This window comes from Geodermatophilus dictyosporus (assembly GCF_900115505.1).
Lineage (GTDB): Bacteria > Actinomycetota > Actinomycetes > Mycobacteriales > Geodermatophilaceae > Geodermatophilus > Geodermatophilus dictyosporus.
In genome coordinates, this window is sequence record NZ_FOWQ01000002.1 from 524,894 (window position 1) to 547,936 (window position 23,043).

At 72.9% G+C, this 23,043-nt stretch carries 38 protein-coding genes; 5 read left to right on the plus strand and 33 right to left on the minus strand.

The window, feature by feature from the left end:
* Positions 1-53 precede the first annotated feature (53 nt).
* From moeA to BMZ33_RS06065, 3 genes are read left to right on the plus strand one after another with little or no spacing between them, the layout of a single operon-like run.
* Entirely contained in the window at positions 54-1,247 is a 1,194-nt protein-coding gene (gene moeA, locus BMZ33_RS06055) for a molybdopterin molybdotransferase MoeA (protein WP_091108644.1), read from the plus strand.
* A complete protein-coding gene (gene moaC / locus BMZ33_RS06060; protein ID WP_091108645.1) occupies positions 1,244-1,714 on the plus strand; it encodes a cyclic pyranopterin monophosphate synthase MoaC in 471 nt (156 codons plus the stop codon). The genes moeA and moaC overlap by 4 nt, the downstream gene beginning before the upstream one ends.
* On the plus strand, positions 1,711-2,199 hold the full coding sequence (locus BMZ33_RS06065) for a MogA/MoaB family molybdenum cofactor biosynthesis protein (protein WP_091108646.1): 489 nt from the start codon (positions 1,711-1,713) through the stop codon (positions 2,197-2,199). Before moaC ends, BMZ33_RS06065 begins: the two co-directional genes overlap by 4 nt.
* Positions 2,200-2,623: 424 nt before the next feature.
* Here BMZ33_RS06065 and fdhD read toward each other — a convergent pair whose 3' ends face one another.
* Positions 2,624-3,463, minus strand: coding sequence for a formate dehydrogenase accessory sulfurtransferase FdhD (gene fdhD, locus BMZ33_RS06070; protein WP_091108647.1), 840 nt, complete (start codon positions 3,461-3,463; stop codon positions 2,624-2,626).
* A 41-nt stretch (positions 3,464-3,504) separates the two neighbouring features.
* On the opposite strand from fdhD, the gene mobA reads away from it, so the two are divergent.
* Positions 3,505-4,104, plus strand: a complete 600-nt coding sequence (mobA, locus tag BMZ33_RS06075) for a molybdenum cofactor guanylyltransferase (protein WP_169063952.1) — start codon at positions 3,505-3,507, stop codon at positions 4,102-4,104.
* Positions 4,105-4,134: 30 nt separating this feature from the next.
* Positions 4,135-4,797, plus strand: coding sequence for an NAD(P)H-binding protein (locus tag BMZ33_RS06080; RefSeq protein WP_091108648.1), 663 nt, complete (start codon positions 4,135-4,137; stop codon positions 4,795-4,797).
* On the opposite strand, the gene truA is transcribed toward BMZ33_RS06080, so the two are convergent.
* The 32 genes from truA to rplC all read right to left on the minus strand — a co-directional run bounded on the left by truA (position 4,798) and on the right by rplC (position 23,031).
* The gene (gene truA, locus BMZ33_RS06085; protein WP_169064010.1) at positions 4,798-5,646 is read right to left on the minus strand and encodes a tRNA pseudouridine(38-40) synthase TruA; all 849 of its coding nucleotides are present in this window, start codon (positions 5,644-5,646) and stop codon (positions 4,798-4,800) included.
* A gap of 7 nt (positions 5,647-5,653) precedes the next feature.
* Positions 5,654-6,034, minus strand: a complete 381-nt coding sequence (locus BMZ33_RS06090) for a hypothetical protein (protein WP_091108650.1) — start codon at positions 6,032-6,034, stop codon at positions 5,654-5,656.
* Positions 6,031-6,687, minus strand: coding sequence for a 50S ribosomal protein L17 (gene rplQ / locus BMZ33_RS24650; RefSeq protein ID WP_091108651.1), 657 nt, complete (start codon positions 6,685-6,687; stop codon positions 6,031-6,033). The genes BMZ33_RS06090 and rplQ overlap by 4 nt, the downstream gene beginning before the upstream one ends.
* Positions 6,688-6,839: 152 nt before the next feature.
* Positions 6,840-7,916 carry a DNA-directed RNA polymerase subunit alpha gene (locus BMZ33_RS06100; protein ID WP_091108652.1) on the minus strand — a complete coding sequence of 359 codons (1,077 nt, stop codon included), beginning with the start codon at positions 7,914-7,916 and terminating at the stop codon, positions 6,840-6,842.
* A 119-nt stretch (positions 7,917-8,035) separates the two neighbouring features.
* On the minus strand, positions 8,036-8,662 hold the full coding sequence (rpsD, locus tag BMZ33_RS06105; RefSeq protein WP_091108653.1) for a 30S ribosomal protein S4: 627 nt from the start codon (positions 8,660-8,662) through the stop codon (positions 8,036-8,038).
* 35 nt (positions 8,663-8,697) lie between these two features.
* Positions 8,698-9,105 carry a 30S ribosomal protein S11 gene (gene rpsK, locus BMZ33_RS06110; RefSeq protein ID WP_012950456.1) on the minus strand — a complete coding sequence of 136 codons (408 nt, stop codon included), beginning with the start codon at positions 9,103-9,105 and terminating at the stop codon, positions 8,698-8,700.
* A 100-nt stretch (positions 9,106-9,205) separates the two neighbouring features.
* Positions 9,206-9,586, minus strand: coding sequence for a 30S ribosomal protein S13 (gene rpsM / locus BMZ33_RS06115; RefSeq protein WP_091108654.1), 381 nt, complete (start codon positions 9,584-9,586; stop codon positions 9,206-9,208).
* Between the two features lie 14 nt (positions 9,587-9,600).
* Positions 9,601-9,714, minus strand: coding sequence for a 50S ribosomal protein L36 (rpmJ, locus tag BMZ33_RS06120; protein WP_012950458.1), 114 nt, complete (start codon positions 9,712-9,714; stop codon positions 9,601-9,603).
* A 73-nt stretch (positions 9,715-9,787) separates the two neighbouring features.
* Positions 9,788-10,009 carry a translation initiation factor IF-1 gene (infA, locus tag BMZ33_RS06125; protein WP_012950459.1) on the minus strand — a complete coding sequence of 74 codons (222 nt, stop codon included), beginning with the start codon at positions 10,007-10,009 and terminating at the stop codon, positions 9,788-9,790.
* 252 nt (positions 10,010-10,261) lie between these two features.
* A complete protein-coding gene (gene map, locus BMZ33_RS06130; protein ID WP_169063953.1) occupies positions 10,262-11,119 on the minus strand; it encodes a type I methionyl aminopeptidase in 858 nt (285 codons plus the stop codon).
* A gap of 16 nt (positions 11,120-11,135) precedes the next feature.
* A complete protein-coding gene (locus BMZ33_RS06135; protein WP_091108655.1) occupies positions 11,136-11,735 on the minus strand; it encodes an adenylate kinase in 600 nt (199 codons plus the stop codon).
* Positions 11,735-13,045 carry a preprotein translocase subunit SecY gene (gene secY / locus BMZ33_RS06140; RefSeq protein ID WP_091108656.1) on the minus strand — a complete coding sequence of 437 codons (1,311 nt, stop codon included), beginning with the start codon at positions 13,043-13,045 and terminating at the stop codon, positions 11,735-11,737. The genes BMZ33_RS06135 and secY overlap by 1 nt, the downstream gene beginning before the upstream one ends.
* A gap of 135 nt (positions 13,046-13,180) precedes the next feature.
* Positions 13,181-13,624: a 50S ribosomal protein L15 gene (gene rplO / locus BMZ33_RS06145; RefSeq protein WP_091108657.1), complete on the minus strand. Its 444-nt coding sequence runs from the start codon at positions 13,622-13,624 to the stop codon at positions 13,181-13,183.
* 13 nt (positions 13,625-13,637) lie between these two features.
* Positions 13,638-13,817, minus strand: a complete 180-nt coding sequence (gene rpmD, locus BMZ33_RS06150) for a 50S ribosomal protein L30 (RefSeq protein ID WP_091108658.1) — start codon at positions 13,815-13,817, stop codon at positions 13,638-13,640.
* Position 13,818: 1 nt separating this feature from the next.
* Positions 13,819-14,433 carry a 30S ribosomal protein S5 gene (rpsE, locus tag BMZ33_RS06155; RefSeq protein ID WP_072919083.1) on the minus strand — a complete coding sequence of 205 codons (615 nt, stop codon included), beginning with the start codon at positions 14,431-14,433 and terminating at the stop codon, positions 13,819-13,821.
* A 40-nt stretch (positions 14,434-14,473) separates the two neighbouring features.
* The gene (gene rplR, locus BMZ33_RS06160) at positions 14,474-14,881 is read right to left on the minus strand and encodes a 50S ribosomal protein L18 (protein WP_091108907.1); all 408 of its coding nucleotides are present in this window, start codon (positions 14,879-14,881) and stop codon (positions 14,474-14,476) included.
* Positions 14,881-15,420, minus strand: a complete 540-nt coding sequence (gene rplF / locus BMZ33_RS06165; RefSeq protein WP_091108659.1) for a 50S ribosomal protein L6 — start codon at positions 15,418-15,420, stop codon at positions 14,881-14,883. Before rplF ends, rplR begins: the two co-directional genes overlap by 1 nt.
* A 14-nt stretch (positions 15,421-15,434) precedes the next feature.
* Positions 15,435-15,839, minus strand: coding sequence for a 30S ribosomal protein S8 (rpsH, locus tag BMZ33_RS06170; RefSeq protein ID WP_169063955.1), 405 nt, complete (start codon positions 15,837-15,839; stop codon positions 15,435-15,437).
* A 145-nt stretch (positions 15,840-15,984) separates the two neighbouring features.
* Entirely contained in the window at positions 15,985-16,170 is a 186-nt protein-coding gene (locus tag BMZ33_RS06175) for a type Z 30S ribosomal protein S14 (protein WP_012950469.1), read from the minus strand.
* Positions 16,171-16,189: 19 nt separating this feature from the next.
* The gene (gene rplE / locus BMZ33_RS06180) at positions 16,190-16,774 is read right to left on the minus strand and encodes a 50S ribosomal protein L5 (protein ID WP_091108661.1); all 585 of its coding nucleotides are present in this window, start codon (positions 16,772-16,774) and stop codon (positions 16,190-16,192) included.
* Positions 16,775-16,776: 2 nt separating this feature from the next.
* Entirely contained in the window at positions 16,777-17,118 is a 342-nt protein-coding gene (rplX, locus tag BMZ33_RS06185; RefSeq protein ID WP_169063956.1) for a 50S ribosomal protein L24, read from the minus strand.
* A gap of 2 nt (positions 17,119-17,120) precedes the next feature.
* The gene (gene rplN / locus BMZ33_RS06190; RefSeq protein ID WP_072919076.1) at positions 17,121-17,489 is read right to left on the minus strand and encodes a 50S ribosomal protein L14; all 369 of its coding nucleotides are present in this window, start codon (positions 17,487-17,489) and stop codon (positions 17,121-17,123) included.
* 219 nt (positions 17,490-17,708) lie between these two features.
* On the minus strand, positions 17,709-18,008 hold the full coding sequence (rpsQ, locus tag BMZ33_RS06195) for a 30S ribosomal protein S17 (RefSeq protein ID WP_091108662.1): 300 nt from the start codon (positions 18,006-18,008) through the stop codon (positions 17,709-17,711).
* Positions 18,005-18,238 (minus strand): 50S ribosomal protein L29, encoded by a 234-nt coding sequence (gene rpmC / locus BMZ33_RS06200; protein WP_073421354.1) that lies wholly within the window; start codon positions 18,236-18,238, stop codon positions 18,005-18,007. Before rpmC ends, rpsQ begins: the two co-directional genes overlap by 4 nt.
* Positions 18,238-18,654: a 50S ribosomal protein L16 gene (gene rplP / locus BMZ33_RS06205; protein WP_012950475.1), complete on the minus strand. Its 417-nt coding sequence runs from the start codon at positions 18,652-18,654 to the stop codon at positions 18,238-18,240. Before rplP ends, rpmC begins: the two co-directional genes overlap by 1 nt.
* A gap of 3 nt (positions 18,655-18,657) precedes the next feature.
* Positions 18,658-19,566, minus strand: coding sequence for a 30S ribosomal protein S3 (gene rpsC, locus BMZ33_RS06210; protein ID WP_091108663.1), 909 nt, complete (start codon positions 19,564-19,566; stop codon positions 18,658-18,660).
* Positions 19,566-20,045 (minus strand): 50S ribosomal protein L22, encoded by a 480-nt coding sequence (rplV, locus tag BMZ33_RS06215; RefSeq protein WP_091108664.1) that lies wholly within the window; start codon positions 20,043-20,045, stop codon positions 19,566-19,568. Before rplV ends, rpsC begins: the two co-directional genes overlap by 1 nt.
* A gap of 26 nt (positions 20,046-20,071) precedes the next feature.
* Positions 20,072-20,353 carry a 30S ribosomal protein S19 gene (gene rpsS, locus BMZ33_RS06220; protein WP_091108665.1) on the minus strand — a complete coding sequence of 94 codons (282 nt, stop codon included), beginning with the start codon at positions 20,351-20,353 and terminating at the stop codon, positions 20,072-20,074.
* A gap of 23 nt (positions 20,354-20,376) precedes the next feature.
* Complete coding sequence (gene rplB / locus BMZ33_RS06225) at positions 20,377-21,210, minus strand: 50S ribosomal protein L2 (RefSeq protein ID WP_091108666.1); 834 nt, start codon at positions 21,208-21,210, stop codon at positions 20,377-20,379.
* A 44-nt stretch (positions 21,211-21,254) separates the two neighbouring features.
* Entirely contained in the window at positions 21,255-21,557 is a 303-nt protein-coding gene (gene rplW / locus BMZ33_RS06230; RefSeq protein ID WP_091108667.1) for a 50S ribosomal protein L23, read from the minus strand.
* A complete protein-coding gene (gene rplD, locus BMZ33_RS06235) occupies positions 21,554-22,369 on the minus strand; it encodes a 50S ribosomal protein L4 (RefSeq protein ID WP_091108668.1) in 816 nt (271 codons plus the stop codon). Before rplD ends, rplW begins: the two co-directional genes overlap by 4 nt.
* On the minus strand, positions 22,366-23,031 hold the full coding sequence (rplC, locus tag BMZ33_RS06240) for a 50S ribosomal protein L3 (protein ID WP_091108669.1): 666 nt from the start codon (positions 23,029-23,031) through the stop codon (positions 22,366-22,368). Before rplC ends, rplD begins: the two co-directional genes overlap by 4 nt.
* Positions 23,032-23,043 lie beyond the last annotated feature (12 nt).

Here is a 23,043-nt window from a genome sequence, read left to right on the forward strand (position 1 = left end):
GGGGTCCCGGACACCCGCCAGCCGGACGCCGGCCCATCCGCCAGGATGACCGGGTGCGCACGGTCGAGGAACACCAGGCGGCGGTGGCCGCCCTGCTCGCACCGCTCGGCGAGGAGGAGGTGCCCCTGGCCGCCGCGCACGGCCGCGTCCTGGCGCGCGACGTGTCCGCGACCGTGCCGCTGCCGGGCTTCGACAACTCCGCGATGGACGGCTACGCCGCCCGCTCGGCCGAGCTGACCGGGCTGCCGGTGCGGCTGCCCGTCGCCGACGACGTCCCCGCCGGCCGCACCGACGTCGTCCCGCTCGCCCCGGGCACCGTGCAGCGGATCATGACCGGCGCGCTGCTGCCGCCGGGCGCCGACGTCGTCGTCCCGGTGGAGCTCACCGACGCCGCCACCGACGTCGTCGAGATCCGCGACGCGCCCGCCGCGGGCACCCACCTGCGCCACGCCGGGGAGGACATCACCGCGGGCACCGTCGCGCTGACCGCCGGGAGCCCGCTGGGCGCCGCGCAGCTCGGGCTGGCCGCGGCGGTCGGCGTCCGCACGCTGTGGGTGCGCCGCCGCCCGCGGGTGCTGGTGCTCTCCACCGGCAGCGAGCTGGTCGAACCCGGGGAGCCGCTGCTGCCCGGGCAGGTCTACGAGTCCAACTCGCTGCTGCTGTGCGCCGCGGTCGAGGACGCCGGCGGCACCGCCCGGCGGCTGCACTTCGTGCCCGACGACGTCGACCAGTTCCTCGGCACCGTGCGCGCCGCGCTGGCCGGGGCCGACTTGCTGGTCACCAGCGGCGGGGTGAGCGCCGGCGCCTACGAGGTGGTCAAGGACGCGTTCCGGACGCTGGGCACCGTCGAGTTCGGCAAGGTCGCCATGCAGCCGGGCGGGCCGCAGGGGGCGGGCACGGTGGACGGCGTCCCGGTGGTCACCCTGCCGGGCAACCCGGTGAGCTCGTTCGTGTCGTTCGAGGTGTTCGTGCGCCCGGCGCTGCGGCGCGCCCTCGGCCACGCGGCGCCCGACCGGCTGCGCGCGCCGGCCACCCTGACCGCGCCGCTGCGCTCCCCCGCCGGCCGGCGCCAGTTCCTGCGCGGCCGCTACGACGCGGGGCAGGTGTCCCAGGTCGGCGGGCCGGGCTCGCACCTGGTCGCCCACCTGGCCCGGGCCAACTGCCTGGTCGTCGTGCCCGAGGACGTCACCGAGCTGCCCGCGGGCGCCGCGGTCGACGTCGTCCTGATCGAGGGAGCGCTGCAGTGACCGACCGCCTGACGCACGTCGACGAGTCCGGGGCCGCCCGGATGGTCGACGTGTCCGCCAAGCCCGTCACCGCCCGGGAGGCGACCGCCGCCGGGCGGGTGCTGGTCAGCCCGGAGGTGGTCGCGCTGCTGCGCGGTCAGGGCGTGCCCAAGGGCGACGCCGTCGCCGTCGCCCGGATCGCCGGCATCGCCGGGGCCAAGCGGACGCCGGACCTCGTGCCGCTGTGCCACCCCATCGCGCTGCACGGCGTCACCGTCGACGTGACGGTGGCCGACGACGCCGTGGAGATCGTCGCCACCGCCCGCACCGCCGACCGCACCGGGGTGGAGATGGAGGCCCTGACCTCCGTCGCCGTCGCCGGCCTGACGGTGATCGACATGGTCAAGGCCGTGGACCCGCGGGCGTCGGTCACCGACGTCCGGCTGCTGGCCAAGTCCGGCGGCAAGAGCGGGGAGTGGCGGCGGTGAGCCTGCCGGAGGGTGCGCGGGCCGTCGTCGTCACCGCGTCCAACCGCGCCTCGGCCGGGGTCTACCCCGACCGCAGCGGGCAGGCCCTGGCCGAGGGGCTGCGGGAGCTCGGCTTCGCGGTCGAGGGGCCGCACGTGCGCCCGGACGACGTCGAGGCGCTGGCCGCGGTGATCCGCGAGGCGGTCGCGTCGGGCGCCGACGTCGTCCTCACCACCGGCGGCACCGGCCTGTCCCCGACCGACGTCACGCCCGAGGCCACCCGCGCGGTGGTCGAGCGCGAGGCCCCGGGTCTGGCCGAGGCGGTGCGCCGCCACGGCCAGCCGGAGGTGCCCACGTCCGTGCTCTCGCGCGGGATCGCCGGCACGGCCGGACGCACGCTGGTCGTGAACCTGCCCGGCTCGACCGGCGGCGTGAGGGACGGGCTCGCCGTCCTCGGCCCGCTGCTCCCCCACGTGGTCTCGCAGCTGCGCGGCGGCGACCACTGAGCGAGGCACCCGACGTCGAGGTCTCCTCGCCGGCTGGGAGGTCGAGTGCTGCCACCCGCCGCCCGGCGAGGGCGACCGGGTCAGCCGGTCGCTCGTCTGGCAGGACTCCCCTGCCGGCCCCGGACCACGCGGACCTCGGCCTGCTCCTCCACCACCGGCTGGTGACCGCCTGGTGGCCCGACCGCGGGACCGAGGTGCCCGGGCCGGGGCCGGCTCACGGTCGACGCCCACGGCGGTGTCCCCCGCCAGGCGCCGCCTCCCACCGGCCGGGTGGTGCGGGTCCAGGTGGTCGAGCAGGTCGTCCAGCCGGTCCCCGCCGGCGACCTGCGTCGCGGTCGACGGCGCGTTCGCGCTGCGCCCGGTGCAGCGCAGCCGCCGTGGTCCGGCACCAACCACCGGTCAGCCGCCTCGACGACCTACCCGGTCACTGCACCTGGTCGGGCAGGACGATGCGGTCGGAGCGGGCGTAGACGTTGCAGCCGTCCCCGCGGAGGAAGCCGACCAGCGTGATGCCGACGTCGGCGGCCAGCTCCACCGCCAGCGACGACGGCGCCGACACCGCGGCCAGCACCGGGATGCCGGCCATCGCCGCCTTCTGGGTGAGCTCGAAGCTCGCCCGGCCGCTGACCATCAGCACGTGCCCGGTCAGCGGCAGCCGGCCCTCGCGCACCGCGTCGCCGACCACCTTGTCCACCGCGTTGTGCCGGCCGACGTCCTCGCGCAGCGCCACCAGCTCGCCGTCGGCGGTGAACAGCCCGGCCGCGTGCAGCCCGCCGGTCTTCTCGAACACCTGCTGGGCGGCCCGCAGCCGGTCGGGCAGCGCCAGCAGGGTGGCCAGCTCCAGCCGGGTGGGGTCGGCGGCGACGTCGTGCCGGCTGCGCGTGCGGATCGCGTCGATGCTCGCCTTGCCGCACACCCCGCACGAGCTCGAGGTGAGGAAGTTGCGGTCCAGCGCGGTGTCGGGCGGCTCCACGCCGGGCGCGAGGTCGACGTCGACGACGTTGTAGGTGTTGCGGCCCTCGTCGTCGACGGAGTTGCAGTAGCGCAGCCCGGCGACGTCCTCGATGCCGGCGATGACGCCCTCGGTGGCCAGGAAGCCGTGTACCAGGTCGAAGTCGGCCCCCGGCGTGCGCATGGTGACCGCCAGGGGCGAGCCGGCCAGGCGGATCTCCAGCGGCTCCTCGGCGGCGACCGTGTCGGGTCGGGTGGTGTGCACGGGACCCCGGATGCGCAGGACCGGGGTGCGGCTGGTGACTCGTCCCACGAGGGGCGACGGTACCCAGGCCCGGCCCCTACGGTCGGGGCGTGATCGCGCCGGAGCCCCCGCCCTACGCGGCCGTGGTGCTCGCCGGCGGCCGCGCCGCGCGGCTGGGCGGGCGGGCCAAGCCCCAGTTGGAGGTGGGCGGGCGGACGATGCTGGCCGCCGTCCTGGCCGCCGTCGCCGACGCCGACCCGCGCGTCGTCGTCGGCCCGCCGCAGCCGGTGCCCGGGGGCGTCCGCGTCGTGCGCGAGCAGCCACCCGGGGGTGGGCCGGTGGCCGCGATGCGTGCCGGGCTCTCCGCCGTCGACGCCGACGTGGTGGCGGTGCTGGCCGGCGACCTGCCCTTCCTGACCGCGTCCCTCGTGCGCGACCTGCGCGAACGGCTCACCGGCGACGGCGTCCTCGTCGTCGACGACGCCGGCCGCGACCAGTACCTGCTCGGCGTCTGGCGGACCGCTCCGCTGCGCGCCGCGCTCGCCGGCACTGCCGGGCCGGTGCCGGTGCGCCGGGTGCTCGCCCGCCTGGCCGTCACCCGCCACCACCCCGCGCGCGCACCCGGCCGGCCCGCGCCGTGGACCGACTGCGACACCCCCGCCGACCTCGAGCGGGCGCGCGCCGCGGCCCGGGACCGCGACCGGGGGTGACCCCACCGGGCCGCGGGTAGGGCAGCCGCCATGCGCGTCGCCATCGCCGGAGCCCACGGACAGGTCGCCCGCCGCCTCGGACGCCTGCTGGCCGCCCGGGGGGACACCGTCCTCGGCCTCGTCCGCAACCCCGACCACGCCGCCGACCTCGAGGCCGACGGCGTCTCCCCCGTCGTCCTCGACCTGGAGTCCGCCTCGGTGGACGAGGTCGCCGACGCCGTCCGCGGGTCCGACGCGGTGGTGTTCGCCGCCGGCGCCGGGCCCGGCAGCGGCGAGGCCCGCAAGCACACCGTCGACCACGGCGCGGCCGTGCTGCTCGCCGACGCGGCCGAGCGCGCGGGTGTCCGCCCCTACCTGCTGGTGTCCTCGATGGGCGTCGAGCAGGCCCGCCAGGGGACGCCGCAGGGCATGGACCCGGTGTTCGCCGTCTACCTGCAGGCCAAGCTGCGCGCCGAGGACGTGATCCTGCCGCGGCCGGGCCTCGACACCGTGATCGTGCGACCGGGGCGGCTCACCGACGACCCGGGCACCGGGCGGGTCACCCTGGCGCACGGCGTCGAGTACGGCGAGGTGCCCCGGGACGACGTCGCCGCGGTGCTGCTGGCCCTCCTCGACGCCGGGAAGACCGACGAGGTCGTCGAGCTGGTGAGCGGGGAGACCCCGATCGCCGACGCCGTCGCCGCCCTGCCCTGATCAGGGGCGGCGCGCGCGGGTGACCTGCGCGCGGGCGGCGAGGTCGGCGTCGGGCGGGTAGTCGACCCGCACGAGGGTCAGCCCGCCGGGCGGGGCGACGAGGACGTCCCCCGCCCGTTCGCGGCGGGTCAGCAGGCCGGCCGGCCAGCCGGGGGCCCGCCGGCCCTCGCCGACCGCGAGGAGCGCCCCGACGAGGCTGCGGACCATCGAGTGGCAGAAGGCGTCGGCCGACGCGCTCACGGTCACCAGGTCGCCCTCCCGGGCCACGGCCAGCGCGAGCAGCGTGCGCACCGTGGTCGCGCCCTCCCGGCGCCGGCAGAAGGCGGCGAAGTCGTGCTCCCCGGGCATCAGCCCCGCCGCGTGGTCCATGGCCGCGGCGTCGACCCGGCGGGGCCAGCCGACGGTGTCGGCCCGGCGCAGCGGCGGGGGCCCGGAGTCGGCGTCGGTGAGCCGGTAGGCGTAGTGGCGGGCCAGCGCGCCGAAGCGGGCGTCGAAGCCGGGCGGCGCCTCCGCGACCGCGGACACGGCGACGTCGGCCGGCAGGACGCCGCGCAGCCGCCGGACCAGCCGCTCGCGCTGCTCCTCCCACGCGGCCCGGGGGACGTCGGCGTGCGCGACCTGCCCGGTGGCGTGCACGCCGGCGTCGGTGCGGCCGGCGACGGTCAGGTCGACCGGGCAGCGCAGCACCGTGGCCAGCGCCGCCTCGAGCTCGCCCTGCACGGTGCGCCGGGTGGGCTGGCGGGCCCATCCGGAGAACGCGGTGCCGTCGTAGGCGACCGACAGCCGGCAACGGACGAGCCCGCCACCGGGACCGGTGGCGGGCTCGTCGTGCAGGTGCGTGTCGGTCAGCGACCGCTCACTTCGGGTCGGGCGCGGACTCGCCGCCCGGGGCGTGGGTGCCCGCGGTCGCCGCGTCGCCGATCTCGGCGGCCTCGATCTCCGCGGCCGCGGCCGCGGCCACGTCCGGCGGGAGGGTCGGGTCGTCGACCACGGCCAGGTTCTCCGCCTTCGGCTCCGGGGTCACGGCGCCGTCGTCCTGGCGGTCCCCGTCGGGGTTGAACAGGTCGGTGACGACCTGCTGCGCCTCGGGGTCGACGTCGCCACCGACGACGGCGGGCGAGGTGTCGCCGCCCGGCCCGGTGGTCTCGCCCTCGAACGTCGCGCCCTGGTCGCCGCCGCCGGGGCGCACCCCGGAGGCGCCGGCGTTGCCGCCCTCGCCCGGCCGGCCCTCGGTCACCGGGCGCCGCCGGTGCCCTCGGCGTCGTCCGCGTCGGTCGTGGCCTCGGCGGTCGTGGCGTCGGCGGTCGTGGCCTCGGCGGGCTCGGCGGCGGCCTCGGCGGCCTCCGTGGCGTCCACCTCGTCGGCGACCGCGGTCTCGGTGTCGGCGGTGTCGCTGGTCGGCGCCTCGTCGGTGGCGGCGGCCTCGACGGCGTCGGCCGTGACCTCGCCGGAGGCAGCGGCCGCACCGGCACCGGCGGCGAAGCGGGTGCCGCGGGCGCGCTCGGCCTCGCCGACGGCCTCCTGGGCCACGGTCAGGGCCTCGACGAGCTCGATGACGGCCATGGGGGCGTTGTCGCCCTTGCGCGGGCCGACCTTGGTGATGCGGGTGTAGCCGCCGGGCCGGTTCTCGAAGCGCGGGCCGATCTCGGCGAACAGGTGGTGGACGACGTCCTTGTCCCGGATGACCGTCATGACCTGGCGGCGGGCGTGCAGGTCACCGCGCTTGGCGAAGGTCACCAGCTTCTCGGCGAACGGGCGCAGCCGCTTGGCCTTCGCCTCGGTGGTGGTGATGCGCCCGTGCTCGAACAGCGAGGTGGCCAGGTTCGCCAGCATCAGCCGCTCGTGCGAGGCGGACCCGCCGAGGCGGGGGCCCTTGGTGGGGGTGGGCATGTCGGTCCTTCCTCAGGCGGCCGGGCGGGCGTGTGCCGGCTGCTCTCCGGGTGGTGCTGTCGTCTGTGCTCGGGGTGCCGGGCGGTGCCAGTGTGCGGTGCCCGGCGGCCCGGCCGGACGGCGGGTTCCCCCACCGCCCGGCCGGCGCAGCGTCAGAGCTGCTCGGTCTCCTGGTAGGAGCCGTCGTCGTACTGGACCTGCCCGTACTCGGCGCCGTACTCACCGGTGCCGTGGTAGGCGTCGGTCTCGTAGCCCTCGTCGTAGCTCTCGACCGAGGTGGGGATGAACCCGGGCGGGCTGTCCTTGAGCGCCAGGCCCATGGCCGCCAGCTTCATCTTGACCTCGTCGATCGACTTGGCCCCGAAGTTGCGGATGTCGAGCAGGTCGGCTTCCGAGCGGGTGACCAGCTCGCCGACGGTGTGCACGCCCTCGCGCTTGAGGCAGTTGTAGGACCGGACGGTGAGGTCCATGTCCTCGATCGGCATCGAGAAGTTCGCGATGTCGGCGGCCTCGGCCGGGCTCGGGCCGACCTCGATGCCCTCGGCGTCGACGTTGAGCTCGCGCAGCAGGCCGAACAGCTCGACGAGCGTCGAGCCGGCGGAGGCGATGGCGTCGCGGGGGGCGATCGAGGGCTTGGTCTCGACGTCGACGACCAGGCGGTCGAAGTCGGTGCGCTGCTCGACGCGGGTGGCCTCGACGGCGTACGTGACCTTGAGGACCGGCGAGTAGATCGAGTCGACCGGGATCCGGCCGATCTCCTGCCCGGGCTGCTTGTTCTGCGGCGCCGGCACGTAGCCGCGGCCCCGCTCGACGACCAGCTCGACCTCGAGACGGCCCTTGCCGTTGAGGGTGGCGATGTGCAGGTCGGGGTTGTGCACCTCGACACCGGCCGGCGGCGCGATGTCGGCGGCGGTGACCTCACCGGGGCCCTGCTTGCGCAGGTACATGGTCACCGGCTCGTCGGAGTCGGAGCTGACGACCAGGCCCTTGAGGTTGAGGATGATCTCGGTGACGTCCTCCTTGACCCCGGGCACGGTGGTGAACTCGTGCAGGGTCCCCTCGATGCGGATGCTGGTCACGGCAGCACCGGGGATCGAGGACAGGAGCGTGCGGCGCAGGGAGTTGCCGAGGGTGTAGCCGAAGCCGGGCTCCAGCGGCTCGACGACGAACCGCGAGCGCTGCTCGGAGATCGTCTCCTCGGTCAGCGTGGGGCGCTGTGCGATGAGCATGGGTGTTCTCCTTGGGTTCCTCCGGCGACCGCCATATGACGCCGTGAGGGGGTGGTGCAGGCCCCGGCGGACATCCGTCCGCCCGCCGGGGCCGGGTGGTGCAGTGGTGCTGCGAGCCCCTACTTGGAGTAGAGCTCGACGATCAGCTGCTCCTGGACCGGGGTGTCGATCACCTGACGGGCCGGGACGCTGTGGACGACGGCGCGCAGCTGGCCGCTGATGACCTCCAGCCACGGCGGCACGGGCCGCTCGCCGGCGCGCGCCTGGGCGATCTCGAAGGGCACCATGCGCCGCGACTTCTCCGCGACCTCGACGATGTCGTTCGCGCTCACCCGGTAGGACGGGATGTCGACCTTGCGGCCGTTGACCCGGATGTGGCCGTGCTTGACCAGCTGGCGGGCCATGTCGCGGCTCTCGCCCCAGCCGGCCCGGTACACGACGTTGTCCAGGCGGGACTCGAGGATCTGCAGCAGGACCTCACCGGTCTTGCCGGTCTTGCGGTTGGCCTCCTCGTAGTAGCCGCGGAACTGCTTCTCGAGGACGCCGTAGATGCGGCGGGCCTTCTGCTTCTCGCGCAGCTGGAGGAGGTACTCGCTGTCCTTGCTGCGGCCCCGGCCGTGCTCGCCCGGCGGGTAGGGCCGGATCTCGATCGGGCACTTCGGGGACTCGCACTTGCTGCCCTTGAGGAACAGCTTCATCTTCTCGCGCCGGCACATGCGGCAGTCGGCTCCGGCGTAACGGGCCACGTCAGGTACTCCTCGTTCTTCTCGTCAGTGGCCGGTCAGACCCGGCGGCGCTTCTTCGGGCGGCAGCCGTTGTGCGGCTGCGGGGTCACGTCCTGGATCTGGCCGACCTCGAGGCCGGTGGCCTGCAGCGACCGGATCGCGGTCTCGCGGCCCGAGCCCGGGCCCTTCACGAAGACGTCGACCTTGCGCATGCCGTGCTCCTGGGCCTTGCGCGCGGCGTTCTCGGCGGCCATCTGGGCGGCGAACGGCGTGGACTTGCGCGAGCCCTTGAAGCCGACGTGGCCGGCGGAGGCCCAGCTGATGACGTTCCCGGTCGGGTCGGTGATCGACACGATCGTGTTGTTGAACGTGCTCTTGATGTGCGCGGCGCCGTGGGCGACGTTCTTCTTCTCCTTGCGGCGGACCTTCTTGGCACCAGCCGCGGCGCGAGCCCTGGGAGGCATGTCTCTCCGGTTTCCTTCTGAACGATCAGTGGCCAGGTGCAGCACGGAGGCGCGCCGCCGCTCCCGCCCTCACGGGTCGCCGCGGCGGCGCGCCTGCGGCCTACTTCTTGCCGGCCTTCTTCTTGCCGGCGATGGTCTTGCGCGGGCCCTTGCTCGAGCGCGCGTTGGTGCGGGTGCGCTGACCGTGCACGGGCAGCCCGCGGCGGTGACGCAGGCCCTGGTAGCAGCCGATCTCCACCTTGCGGCGGATGTCGGCGGCCACCTCGCGGCGCAGGTCGCCCTCGACGCGGAAGTGCTCGTCGATGTAGTCGCGCAGCCTCAGCAGGTCCTCGTCACCGAGGTCCCGGACGCGCAGGTCGGGGCTGACGCCCGTCGCGGCCAGGGTCTCCTTGGCGTGGGCCTTGCCGATGCCGTAGATGTAGGTGAGCGCGATCTCCATCCGCTTCTCGCGGGGCAGGTCGACGCCGGCCAGTCGTGCCATGTCCAGGTACTCCCTCAGCCCTGCCGCTGCTTGTGGCGGGCGTTGTCGCAGATGACCATGACCCGGCCGTGCCGGCGGATCACCTTGCACTTGTCGCAGATCTTCTTCACCGACGGCTGGACCTTCACCGGTGCCGCCCCTCATTCCTGTCGATCGATGGCCGCCTGCACGGCACCCTCGGGTGCCCCGCGCCGGCGGCGGTCACTTGTAGCGGTAGACGATGCGACCGCGCGTCAGGTCGTAGGGCGAGAGCTCCACGACCACGCGGTCCTCGGGCAGGATGCGGATGTAGTGCTGGCGCATCTTGCCGCTGATGTGGGCGAGCACCCGGTGTCCGTTCTGCAGCTCGACCCGGAACATCGCGTTGGGCAGCGGCTCGACGACGCGACCCTCGACCTCGATGGCCCCGTCCTTCTTCGCCATGCCCGACACGGCCTCCCTGACTCGGTGGTGCTGGTGGTCTGGTGCTCCATCCGCGTGCGACCATGCCGGGGCCCGGCAGGGGTCGTACTCGGTGGGTGCAGAACAGGTGGTGCAGACGCTCCCGCGAGGGCGTCCCGGGCCGTGCGGCCACAGCACGACGACAGGACGGCGCGAACGCCGTCGTTCACTGTACCCCGCTGTCGCAGGGCGCTCCAACCCGGTCCCCGTCACAGCCGGGCCCGGGCCGGAGGCTCAGGTGCGGGGTGTGATCCCGAACGGGGCCAGGCCCGCGACGCCGCCGTCCTCGGCCGTGAGGACCCAGGGGCCCTCGGGCGTGATGGCGACGGTGTGCTCGAAGTGGGCGGCCCGCGACCCGTCCTTGGTGACGACGGTCCAGCCGTCCTCGAGCTCGGCGGTGGCCGGGTCGCCCACGGTCACCATCGGCTCGATGGCCAGCGCGAGTCCCGGGACCAGCCGCGGTCCCCGGCCGGGCCGCCCGTAGTTGAGGACGTGCGGGTCCTGGTGCATCTCGGTGCCGATGCCGTGCCCGCCGTAGTGGTCGACGATCCCGTAGGGGTGCGCCTCGGCGACGACGACCGACTCGACCGCGGCGCTGATGTCGGTCAGCCGCCCGCCGGCGACGGCGCGGGCGAGGCCCGCCCACATCGAGCGCTCGGTGACCTCGATGAGCGCGGCGTCCTCGGCCGACGGCGGCCCCACGGTCACGGTGACCGCGGAGTCGCCGTGCCAGCCCTCGAGGATCGCGCCGCAGTCGATCGAGATGTTGTCGCCCTCGGCGAGCACCCGCTGCGGGTCCGGGATGCCGTGCACGACCTCGTCGTTGATGGAGGCGCAGATGCTGCCGGTGAACCCGTGGTAGCCCAGGAACGACGGGATGGCGCCCGCCGACCGGATGGTGTCCTCGGCGATCGCGTCGAGCTCACCGGTCGTCACCCCCGGCCGGACGGCGGCCCGCACGGCGCTGATGGCCCGGGCGACGACGAGGCCGGCACCACGCATCAGCTCGATCTCGTGCGGCGTCTTGATCTGGATCATGCGTCCACTCCACTTGGCCAGCAGGGGGAGGCGGGTCAGGATCCCGGCCGACATCGGCGGCGCCGTCCCCTCAGCTGTCGTTGGGCTGCCCGGACCGCTCCAGGGCGGCCATCGCGCGAGCGGTGACCTCCTCGATCGACCCGATGGCGTCGACCTGCGCGAGCAGTCCCTCGGACTCGTAGAAGCCCGACAGGGGCGCGGTCTGTTCCCGGTAGACCTCCAGGCGGTGCCGGACGGTCTCGGGCTTGTCGTCGTCGCGCTGCACCCACTCGCCGTCGACGAGCATCCGGCGCCCCGACAGGCGGCGCACCAGCTCCTCCTCCTCGACGACGAGCTCGAGCACGCAGTCGAGGTGCTGGCCCAGGTCCTCGAGGGAGCCGCGCAGCTGCTCGCCCTGGGCGATGGTCCGCGGGAAGCCGTCGAGCAGGAAGCCGGCCTTGGCGTCGTCCTCGGCCAGCCGGTCCTTGACCATGGCCACGGTGATCTCGTCGGGCACCAGGTCGCCGGCGTCCATGTAGGACTTCGCCTGCTTCCCGAGGTCGGTCCGTCCGCTGACGTTGGCGCGGAAGATGTCGCCGGTCGAGATGGCCGGCACCTCCAGCCGGCCGGCGATGATCTGCGCCTGGGTCCCCTTGCCCGCCCCCGGGGGGCCGAGCAGCACGACGCGCACTACTTCAGGAACCCTTCGTAGTTGCGCTGGTTGAGCTGCGTCTCGATCTGCTTCACGGTCTCCAAGCCCACTCCCACCATGATCAGCACTGCCGTCCCGCCGAACGGGAAGTTCTGGTTCGCTCCCTGCTGGGTGATCGACAGGAAGAAGTTGGGCAGCACCGCGACGATCCCGAGGTAGATCGACCCGGGCAGGGTGATCCGGGACAGCACGTACTGCAGGTACTCGGCCGTCGGCCGGCCCGGGCGGATGCCGGGGATGAAGCCGCCGTAGCGCTTCATGTCGTCGGCCCGCTCCTCCGGGTTGAAGGTGATCGACACGTAGAAGTACGTGAAGAACACGATCAGGCCGAAGTACAGGGCGACGTGCACCGGGCTGCTCTGGTCGATGACGTAGTTCTCGAAGAACTGCCGGACCGGCCCGGTCTCGTCCCCCTGCAGCTGGGTGATCAGCTGCGGCAGGTAGAGCAGCGACGAGGCGAAGATGACCGGGATGACACCGGCCTGGTTGACCTTCAGCGGCAGGTAGGTCGACGTCCCGCCGTACATCCGGCGGCCGACCATCCGCTTGGCGTACTGCACCGGGATGCGCCGTTGCGCCTGTTCGACGTAGACGACAGCGCCGATGATCAGCAGGGCGAAGGCGCAGACGACGGCGAAGACGACGCCGCCGCGGGTCTGCAGGATGGACCCGCCCTCGGCCGGGATGCGCGCGGCGATCGAGGTGAAGATCAGCACGGACATGCCGTTGCCGATCCCCTTCTCGGTGAGCAGCTCGCCCAGCCACATGATGACGGCGGTGCCGGCGGTCAGGGTGACGACCAGGACGATGGTCGACCAGATGCTGTCCGACGGGATGATCTCCTGCTGGCAGCCGGGGAACAGCTGGCCGCTGCGGGCCAGCGCGATGATGCCGGTGCTCTGCAGGATCGCCAGGGCGATCGTCAGGTAGCGGGTGTACTGGGTCAGCTTGGCCTGACCCGACTGGCCTTCCTTCTTCAGCTGCTCGAAGCGCGGGATGACCACCACCAGCAGCTGCACGATGATGCTCGCCGTGATGTAGGGCATGATCCCGAGCGCGAACACCGACAGGCGCAGCAGCGCTCCGCCGGAGAACAGGTTGACCAGCGAGTAGACGTCGCGCTGCGAGCCCGCCTGCGCCTGCTCCAGGCAGCTGTTGATGGCCTCGACGGAGACGCCGGGTCCCGGGATCGCCGCGCCGAGGCGGTACACGGCGATGATCGCCAGGGAGAACAGCAACTTCCGCCGGAGGTCTGGCGTCCGGAACGCCGCGGCGAACGCCTGCAGCACGTGCCCTCCCCTAGTCGGTCGAGTGACATTAGCAACGGGCCCGTCCCGCGGAGCGGGACGGGCCCGTCGTCAGGCCCCCTCGCAGCGCCCCGCCGCCGGCTCGTGAGCGGCTGGGGGAGGCGAGAGGGTCCTCCTTCAGATGCGGGTGGTGCTGCCCCCGGCCGCGGCGATCTTGTCGGCCGCGGAGGACGAGAAGGCGTGCGCGTGCACGGTGACCTTCACCCCGCCGAGCTCGCCGGTGCCGAGGACCTTGACCGGGTGGCCACGCCGGACGGCGCCGGCCGCGACCAGCGAGTCGGGGTCGACGTGCCCGCCCTGCGGGAACAGCGCCGCGATCCGGTCGAGGTTGACGACCTGGAACACGACCTTGTTCGGGTTCTTGAAGCCCGACATCTTGGGCAGCCGCATGTGCAGCGGCGTCTGACCGCCCTCGAAGCGCGGGGAGGTGTTGCCGCGCGCGCCGGTGCCCTTGGTGCCGCGACCGGCGCTCTTGCCCTTGGAGCCCTCACCCCGGCCGACGCGCGTCTTGGGGGTGTGGGCGCCCGGGGCCGGACGCAGGTGGTGGACCTTAAGAGTCATGGTGAGTCCCTGCTCAGATCTCTTCGACGGCGACGAGGTGCGTCACTGCCGCGACCATCCCGCGGATCTCGGGACGGTCCTCCTGCACGACCGAGTCGTTGATCCGCTTGAGGCCCAGCGAGCGCAGCGTCTGCCGCTGGTTGGGCTTCGTGCCGATCGCCGACCGGACCTGGGTGACCTTCAGCTGCGCCACGTCAGACCCCCTGACCCGCACGGGCCCGCAGCATGGCGGCCGGGGCGACGTCCTCGAGGGGCAGCCCGCGACGGGCGGCGATCTCCTCCGGGCGGACGAGGTCCTTCAGCGCCTGCATGGTGGCGTGCACGATGTTGATCGGGTTCGACGAGCCGAGGCTCTTCGACAGCACGTCGTGGATGCCGGCGCACTCGAGGACCGCGCGCACCGGGCCACCGGCGATGACACCGGTACCGGGGCTGGCCGGCTTGAGCAGCACGACACCGGCCGCCGCCTCACCCTGCACCGGGTGCGGGATGGTGCTGGCGATGCGCGGCACCTTGTAGAAGTGCTTCTTGGCCTCCTCGACGCCCTTGGCGATCGCCGCGGGCACCTCCTTGGCCTTGCCGTAGCCGACGCCCACGGTGCCGTCACCGTCGCCGACGATCACCAGGGCGGTGAAGCTGAAGCGCCGACCACCCTTGACGACCTTCGACACGCGGTTGATGGCCACCACGCGCTCGATGAAGTTGCTCTTCTCGGCAGGCGCGCCGCCGGGCCCCCGCCCGCCGTCACGACGGTCGCGGCGGTCGTTGCCGCCGCCGGCGCCGCCGCCGCGTCGCTGTGGTCCTGGCATCAGACGTCCCTCTCGATCTGCTGGTTCGCGGAGCTGCTCATCAGAAGTCCAGCCCGCCCTCTCGCGCACCGTCGGCGAGTGCGGCGATGCGGCCCTGGTAGCGGTTGCCACCACGGTCGAACACGACCTTGGTGATGCCGGCGGCCTGGGCGCGCTCGGCGACCAGGGACCCCACCCGGCGGGCGAGGGCGGACTTGTCGCCCTCGGCGCTGCGCAGGCTGGCGTCCAGCGTCGAGGCACTGACCAGAGTACGGCCGACGGTGTCGTCGACGACCTGGACGTGGATGTGCCGCGAGCTGCGGTTGACCACCAGGCGCGGGCGCTCCGCCGTGCCCGCGACCCGCTTGCGGAGCCGGTTGTGGCGGCGCAGCCGCGAGACGCGGCGCGCGGTGCTGATGTCGGTGCCGACGGGCGTGTGCACCCGAGCGGTCTTCTCGGTCTGAGCCATCACTTACCCGTCTTCCCGACCTTGCGCTTCACGACCTCGCCCTGGTACCGGACGCCCTTGCCCTTGTACGGGTCGGGCTTCCGCAGGCCGCGGATGTTGGCGGCCACCTGGCCGACCTGCTGCTTGTCGATGCCGGTGACGCGCAGGCGCGTGGGCGACTCGACGGTGAAGGTGATGCCCTCCGGGGCCCTGACCGGCACCGGGTGGCTGTAGCCGAGGGCGAACTCGAGGTCGCTCCCCCGGGCCTGGACGCGGTAACCGACGCCGACGATCTCGAGGGTCTTGGTGTACCCCTCGGTGACGCCGGTGATCATGTTGGCGATCAGCGTGCGGGACAGGCCGTGCAGGGCCCGGCTCTCGCGCTCGTCGTCGGGGCGCTGCACCGTGAGGACACCGTCCTCGGCCTTCGCGACCGTGATGGGCGCGGCGACGGTGTGCGAGAGGGAGCCCTTGGGGCCCTTCACGCTGACCGTCTGGCCGTCGACGGCGACGTCGACACCACCGGGCACGGTGATCGGCAGTCGTCCGATCCGTGACATCTCGCTCGCTCCTCTTACCAGACGTAGGCGAGGACTTCCCCGCCCACGCCCTTCTTGTTCGCCTGCCGGTCGGTCAGCAGCCCGGTCGAGGTGGAGATGATCGCCACCCCGAGGCCGCCGAGCACCTTGGGCAGTGCGTTCGACTTCGCGTAGACCCGCAGGCCCGGCTTGGACACCCGGCGCACCCCGGCGATGCTGCGCTCGCGGTTCGGGCCGTACTTCAGGTCGATCACCAGCTCCTTGCGGGTGGCGCCGTCCTTCTCGACGTCGTCGACGCGCCAGCCGGCGATGTAACCCTCCTGCTGGAGGATCTCGGCGATGTGCGTCTTGAGCTTCGACGACGGCATCGCCGCCGAGTCGTGGTAGGCCGTGTTCGCGTTGCGCAGCCGCGTGAGCATGTCCGCGATCGGGTCGGTCATCGTCATGGGTGTCGTGCCTCTCTCGCCGCGGTTCCGCACACGTCCCTCGCGTGGGCCTCTCGGCGATCAGTGGTGAAAGGCCACCCTGCCCCCCGTCGCTCGCGAGCTCGCGACGGGACCCTGCAGGACGGCCGGACGGGTCCTGTTACCAGCTCGACTTGCTCACGCCGGGCAGCTCGCCGGCGTGCGCCATCTCCCGCAGGCAGATCCGGCACAGGCCGAACTTGCGGAAGACCGAGTGCGGGCGACCGCACCGCTGGCAGCGGGTGTAGCCGCGGACCGCGAACTTGGGCTTGCGGGCCGCCTTGTTGATCAGCGCCTTCTTGGCCATCTGTCTCTCCTGCCCCGGCTCAGCGGGTCGTGTTCACGACGGTCTGGCCGGCGAAGGGGAAGCCGAGCAGGCGGAGCAGCTCGCGACCCTCCTCGTCGGTCGTGGCGGTGGTGACCAGCGTGATGTCCATGCCGCGGGGACGGTCGATCTTGTCGACGTCGATCTCGCGGAACATCGACTGCTCGGTCAGCCCGAAGGTGTAGTTGCCGTGGCCGTCGAACTGCTTGGCGTTGAGGCCGCGGAAGTCGCGGATGCGGGGCAGGGCCAGCGCCAGGAGCCGGTCGAGGAACTCCCACATGCGGTCGCCGCGCAGGGTGACCTTGGCGCCGATGGGCATGCCCTCGCGCAGCTTGAACTGGGCGATGGACTTGCGGGCCCGGACGACGGCCGGCCGCTGGCCGGTGATGGCGGTGAGGTCGCGGACCGCACCGTCCATGAGCTTGGCGTCACGGGTCGCCTCGCCGACGCCCATGTTGACGACGATCTTGGTCACGCGCGGGATCTGCATGACGTTGCCGTAGCCGAACTCCTCCTGGAGGGCCGGCACGATCGACTCCCGGTAGTGGGCCAGCAGGCGCGGGAGGTCGCGGGTGGGAGCAGTCATCGTCACAGGTCCTTACCGGTCCGCCGCGACACCCGGATGCTGCGGCCCTCCTCGTCCTTGCGGTAGCCGACCCGGGTCGGCTTGCCCTCGGAGTCGACCACCATCACCTTGCTGACGTGGATGGGAGCCTCCTGGGTCACGATGCCGCCCTGCTGCGCGCCCCGCTGGTTCGAGCTGATGCGGGTGTGCTTCTTGACGCGGCCGACGCCCTCGACGAGGACCTTCTGCAGCTTGGGGTAGGCGGCGATGACCCGGCCCTTGGCGCCCTTGTCGCGGCCGGACAGCACCACCACGGTGTCGCCCTTCTTGACCTTCATCGACGGGGTCTTCTTCGTCTCGGTCATGGTCAGAGCACCTCCGGGGCGAGCGAGATGATCCGCATGAAGCGCTTGTCGCGCAGCTCCCGGCCGACGGGGCCGAAGATGCGGGTCCCGCGCGGGTCGCCGCTGTCGCGGATGATGACCGCGGCGTTCTCGTCGAAGCGGATGTAGGAGCCGTCGGGACGACGACGCTCCTTGGCCGTGCGGACGACGACGGCCTTCACGACGTCGCCGCGCTTGACGCCGGCGCCGGGCAGCGCGTCCTTGACGGTCGCGACGATGACGTCACCGATGCCCGCGTAGCGCCGCCCGGAGCCGCCGAGCACCCGGATGCAGAGGATCTCCTTCGCACCGGTGTTGTCGGCGACCCGGAGCCGCGACTCCTGCTGGATCACGTCCTACTCCCAATCTCAGTGGTGACAGCCGGGCCGGAACGGTGAACCGGCTGTCCGGCACCCACGTGCGGACGCACCGGCGGCGGGGCCGCCGGTGCGTCCGACACGGGTACCGGGATGCGGCGCACACCCGGAGGGGCGCCAGTCGTCCAGGGTACCCGGTCCCGTGGCGCGGCCCGGAGGGCGTGCGTCACAGGTGCCGGAGGACCCGGACGGTCGCTACTTGGCCTTCTCGAGGACCTCGACCAGCCGCCACCGCTTGGTGGCCGACAGCGGCCGGGTCTCCATGATCTGCACGCGGTCACCGATGCCGGCGACCGCCTGCTCGTCGTGGGCCTTCAGCTTGCTGGTGCGCCGGAGGACCTTGCCGTAGAGGCCGTGCTTCACGCGGTCCTCGACCTCGACGACGATGGTCTTGTCCATCTTGTCGCTGACCACGAGGCCCTCGCGGACCTTGCGGTAGCCGCGGCCGGCCAGGCCGGGACCGCTGGCGACGGCGGAGTTGTCGGGCTCGGTCATGCCACACCCTCGTTCGGGGCAGCCGAGAGGCCCAGCTCGCGCTCGCGCATGATCGTGTAGATCCGGGCGATGTCGCGGCGGACGGTCTGCAGCCGCCGGTTGTTGTCCAGCTGGCCGGTGGCCACCTGGAACCGCAGGTTGAAGAGCTCTTCCTTGTGCTCACGCAGCCGCGTGGCGAGCTCGTCGGCCGAGAGCTCGCGCAGCTCCGGGGCGGTCAGGCCGGCGGCCATCACACCTCTCCTTCACGCGTGATGAAGCGGCACTTCATCGGCAGCTTGTGGATGGCCCGGCGCATGGCCTCGCGGGCCACCGGCTCGGCCACGCCCGACAGCTCGAACATGATCCGGCCGGGCTTGACGTTGGCCACCCACCACTCGGGCGAGCCCTTGCCCGAGCCCATGCGGGTCTCGGCGGGCTTCTTGGTGAGCGGACGGTCGGGGTAGATCGAGATCCACACCTTGCCGCCACGGCGGATGTGCCGGGTCATGGCGATACGGGCGGACTCGATCTGCCGGTTCGTCACGTAGGCCGGCTCGAGGGCCTGGATGGCGTACTCACCGAAGTTGATCTCGGTGCCGCCCTTGGCCCGACCCGAGCGGCTCGGGTGGTGCTGCTTGCGGTGCTTGACGCGCCGGGGGATCAGCACGTGTCAGCCCTCCGTCTGGGTCTCGGTCGCCGTGTTCTCGGCTGCCGCGGTCCCCTCGGGACCGGCGGCCTGGGCGACGGTCTGCTCGGGCGCGACCTCGCCGGAGGTCGCGGCCACGGTGCTGTCGGCGGTGTCCCGGCCGGTGGTGCCCTCGGCCGCGGCGCGGCCGGCCTCGGTGCCGCCGGCGGTGGTGCCGCTGGAGCCCGAGCGGCGCGGCCGCTGCGGGCGCTCGCGGCGCTGCTGCCGGGCGGCGAGGGCCTCGAGGGCCTCCCGCTCGGCACGCGAGCCGCTGACGTCGCCCTTGTAGATCCACACCTTCACGCCGATGCGGCCGAAGGTGGTGCGGGCCTCGTACAGGCCGTAGTCGATGTTCGCGCGCAGCGTGTGCAGCGGCACCCGGCCCTCGCGGTAGAACTCCGACCGGCTCATCTCGGTGCCGCCCAGGCGCCCGGAGCACTGCACCCGGATGCCCTTGACCTGCGGGCTGCGCTGGGCCGACTGCATGGCCTTGCGCATGGCGCGGCGGAAGCTCACCCGGCTCGACAGCTGCTCGGCGACGGCCTGGGCCACCAGCTGGGCGTCGGCCTCGGGGTTCTTGACCTCGAGGATGTTGAGCTGCACCTGCTTGCCGGTCAGCTTCTCCAGCTCACCGCGGATGCGGTCGGCCTCCGCGCCGCGACGGCCGATGACGATGCCCGGCCGGGCGGTGTGGATGTCGACGCGGACCCGGTCACGGGTGCGCTCGATCTCCACCTTGGAGATGCCGGCGCGCTCCATGCCCTTGGTCATGAGCTTGCGGATGGCCACATCTTCCTTGACGTAGTCCTTGTACAGCTTGTCGGCGTACCACCGGGACTTGTAGTCGGTGGTGATGCCCAGGCGGAACCCGTGCGGGTTGACCTTCTGACCCACTAGCGGGTCCCTCCCCTCGTGTTGGAGCGCTGCTGCGTGCCCTGCTGCTGCGTGGCCGGGCCGGACTGGCCGGTACGGCGGCGCGCGGTGCGCGACTTGCCGGCGAGCTCGGCGCTGGCGCCGACCTCGGTCACCTCGACGGTGATGTGGCTCGTCCGCTTGTTGATGCGGTAGGCCCGGCCCTGCGCGCGCGGACGGATCCGCTTGAGCGTGGGGCCCTCGTCGACGTAGGCGGCGCTGACGACGAGCGCGGCCGGGTCCAGCCGCAGGTTGTGCTCGGCGTTGGCGACCGCGCTGGCGACGACCTTGGCCACCGGCTCGCTGGCCGCCTGCGGTGCGAACCGCAGGAGGGCCAGGGCCTCGTCGGTGGGCAGGTAGCGGATCAGGTCCACCACCCGGCGTGCCTTCATGGGGGCGACGCGGACGAACCGGGCGGTGGCCCGGGCGACCTGCGTCTCCTCTCCCAGCTGGGAAGTCATCTCGTGTCTCTCTCTCCCGGGACCGGTCAGCCCCGCCGCGACCGGCGGTCGTCCTTGACGTGGCCCCGGAAGGTCCGGGTGGGGGCGAACTCGCCGAGCTTGTGCCCGACCATCGCCTCGGTCACGAAGACCGGGACGTGCTTGCGCCCGTCGTGCACGGCGATGGTGTGGCCGAGCATGTCCGGGATGATCGTCGAGCGCCGGGACCAGGTCCGGATGACCGTCTTGGTGCCCTTCTCGTTCTGGGCGTCCACCTTGGCGAGCAGGTGGTCGTCGACGAACGGGCCCTTCTTGAGGCTGCGTGGCATGTCTGTCGGACTCCTCTACCCGCTCAGCGCTTCTTGTTGGTGCGGCGACGGCGCACGATCAGGGCGTCGCTGGCCTTGCGCTTGCGCGTGCGGCCCTCGGGCTTGCCCTTCGGGTTCACCGGATGGCGACCACCGGAGGTCTTGCCCTCACCACCACCGTGCGGGTGGTCCACCGGGTTCATGGCGACACCGCGGACGGTGGGGCGCTTGCCCTTCCACCGCATGCGGCCGGCCTTGCCCCAGTTGATGTTCGACTGCTCGGCGTTGCCCACCTCGCCGACGGTGGCGCGGCAGCGCACGTCCACGTTGCGGATCTCGCCCGAGGGCATGCGCAGCTGCGCGAAGCGGCCCTCACGGGCGACCAGCTGCACGCTGGTGCCGGCCGAGCGGGCGATCTTCGCCCCGCCGCCGGGGCGCAGCTCGATCGCGTGCACCACCGTGCCGACCGGGATGTTGCGCAGCGGCAGGTTGTTGCCCGGCTTGATGTCGGCCGCGGGGCCGCACTCCACCGTGTCGCCCTGCTTCAGGCGGGCCGGCGCGATGATGTAGCGCTTCTCGCCGTCGGCGAAGTGCAGCAGCGCGATGCGCGAGGTGCGGTTCGGGTCGTACTCGATGTGCGCGACCGTGGCCGGCACGCCGTCCTTGTCGGCCCGGCGGAAGTCGATGACCCGGTAGGCGCGCTTGTGCCCGCCGCCCTGGTGCCGCGCGGTGACCTTCCCGTGGACGTTGCGCCCGCCGCGGCCGTGCAGCGGCCGGACCAGCGACTTCTCGGGATGGTCGCGGGTGACCTCGGCGAAGTCGGCGACGCTGGAGCCGCGGCGGCCCGGCGTCGTCGGCTTGTACTTGCGGATAGCCATTGCTGACTCAGTTCCTCTGTCTCTGGTCCGAACGGTCGCGGCGCTCAGGCGCCGGGACCACCGAAGATCTCGATGCGGTCGCCGGGGGCCACCGAGACGATGGCGCGCTTGGTGTCCTTGCGCTTGCCCAGCCGGGTGCCGCGGCTGCGCTTGCGCTTGCCCTGGCGGTTGACCGTGTTCACGGACAGGACCTTGACGTTGAAGACCTGCTCCACGGCGATCTTGATCTGGGTCTTGTTCGCCTCGGGCAGCACCACGAACGTGTACTGGTTGTCGTCCAGCAGCCCGTAGCTCTTCTCCGAGATGACCGGCGACAGCAGGACGTCCCGGGGGTCGCGGACGCTCACGCCTTCTCCTCGGTGGTGGTGTCGGTGTCCAGATCGGTGGTGCCCTGGGCCGGCTGGATCGACGGGATGGCACCCGGGATGTCCGGCGTCGTCAGGTCGGGCTTGGTGAGCGACGTGCCGCCGCTGCCACTGCCGGTGCCGGTGCCGGTGCCGTGCGGGCCGGCCACGAACTCGGCGAGCGCGGTCTCGGTGAAGACCACCTCGTCGGCGACCAGCACGTCGTAGGTGTTGAGCTGGCCGGCCTCGAGCAGGTGCACGCGCGGCTCGTTGCGCAGGCTCACCCAGTTGAGGACGTCGTCGCGGTCGAGGACCACGAGCACCCGCTTGGCCGAGGTGACGGCGTCGAGCGTGGCCAGGGCCGCCTTGGTCTTCGGGGCGTCGCCCTCGACGAAGGTGCTCACGACGTGCACCCGGCCCTCGCGCGCCCGGTCGGAGAGGGCACCGCGCAGGGCGGCGGCCTTCATCTTCTTGGGGGTGCGCTGCGAGTAGTCGCGCGGCTGGGGGCCGTGGACGGTGCCACCGCCGGTGAACTGCGGCGCGCGGATCGAGCCCTGGCGGGCGCGGCCGGTGCCCTTCTGGCGGTAGGGCTTGACGCCACCGCCGCTGACGGCGCCGCGGGTCTTGGTGGCGTGGGTGCCCTGGCGGGCCGCGGCCAGCTGCGCCACGACCACCTGGTGCAGGAGCGCGACGCTGGCGGGCCGGTCGAAGAGGTCACCGGGCAGCGTGACGCTGCCGGAGGTCTCCCCCGCCGGCGTCCGGACGTCGACCTGGCGGTCGGCGCGCGCGCCCTCGGTGACGGTGGACTGGGTCACTGCTTGTCACTCCCCACGGGACCGCCCTTGACCGCCGACCGGACGAGCACGAGCCCACCCTTCGGGCCGGGGACGGCACCCTTGATCAGGATGAGGCCGCGCTCGGTGTCGACCTTGTGGACGACGAGCGAGAGCGTGGTGGTCTTCACCGCACCCATGCGGCCGGCCATCTTCAGGCCCTTGAAGACGCGGCCGGGGGTGGACGCGCCACCGATCGAGCCCGGCGAGCGGTGCTTGCGCTGGGTGCCGTGCGCGGCGCCCAGGCCGCGGAAGCCGTGGCGCTTCATGACGCCGGCGGTGCCCTTGCCCTTGCTGGTGCCGATGACGTCGACCTTGGCCACGCCGTCGAACACCTGGGCGGTCAGCTCCTGGCCGACCGTGTAGTTGCCGGCGTCCTCGGTGCGGAGCTCGACCACGTGACGGCGCGGCGTGACGCCGGCCTTCGCGAAGTGGCCACCCTCGGGCTTGTTCACCTTGCGGGGGTCGATCTCGCCGAAGCCGAGCTGGAGGGCCGAGTAGCCGTCCACCTCGGGGGTGCGCACCTGCGTGACCACGTTCGGGCCCGCCTTGACGACGGTCACCGGCACGATGCGGTTGTTCTCGTCGAAGACCTGGGTCATCCCCAGCTTCTCGCCGAGGAGCCCGCGGAACGTACTCGCCATGACTGGTCTCGG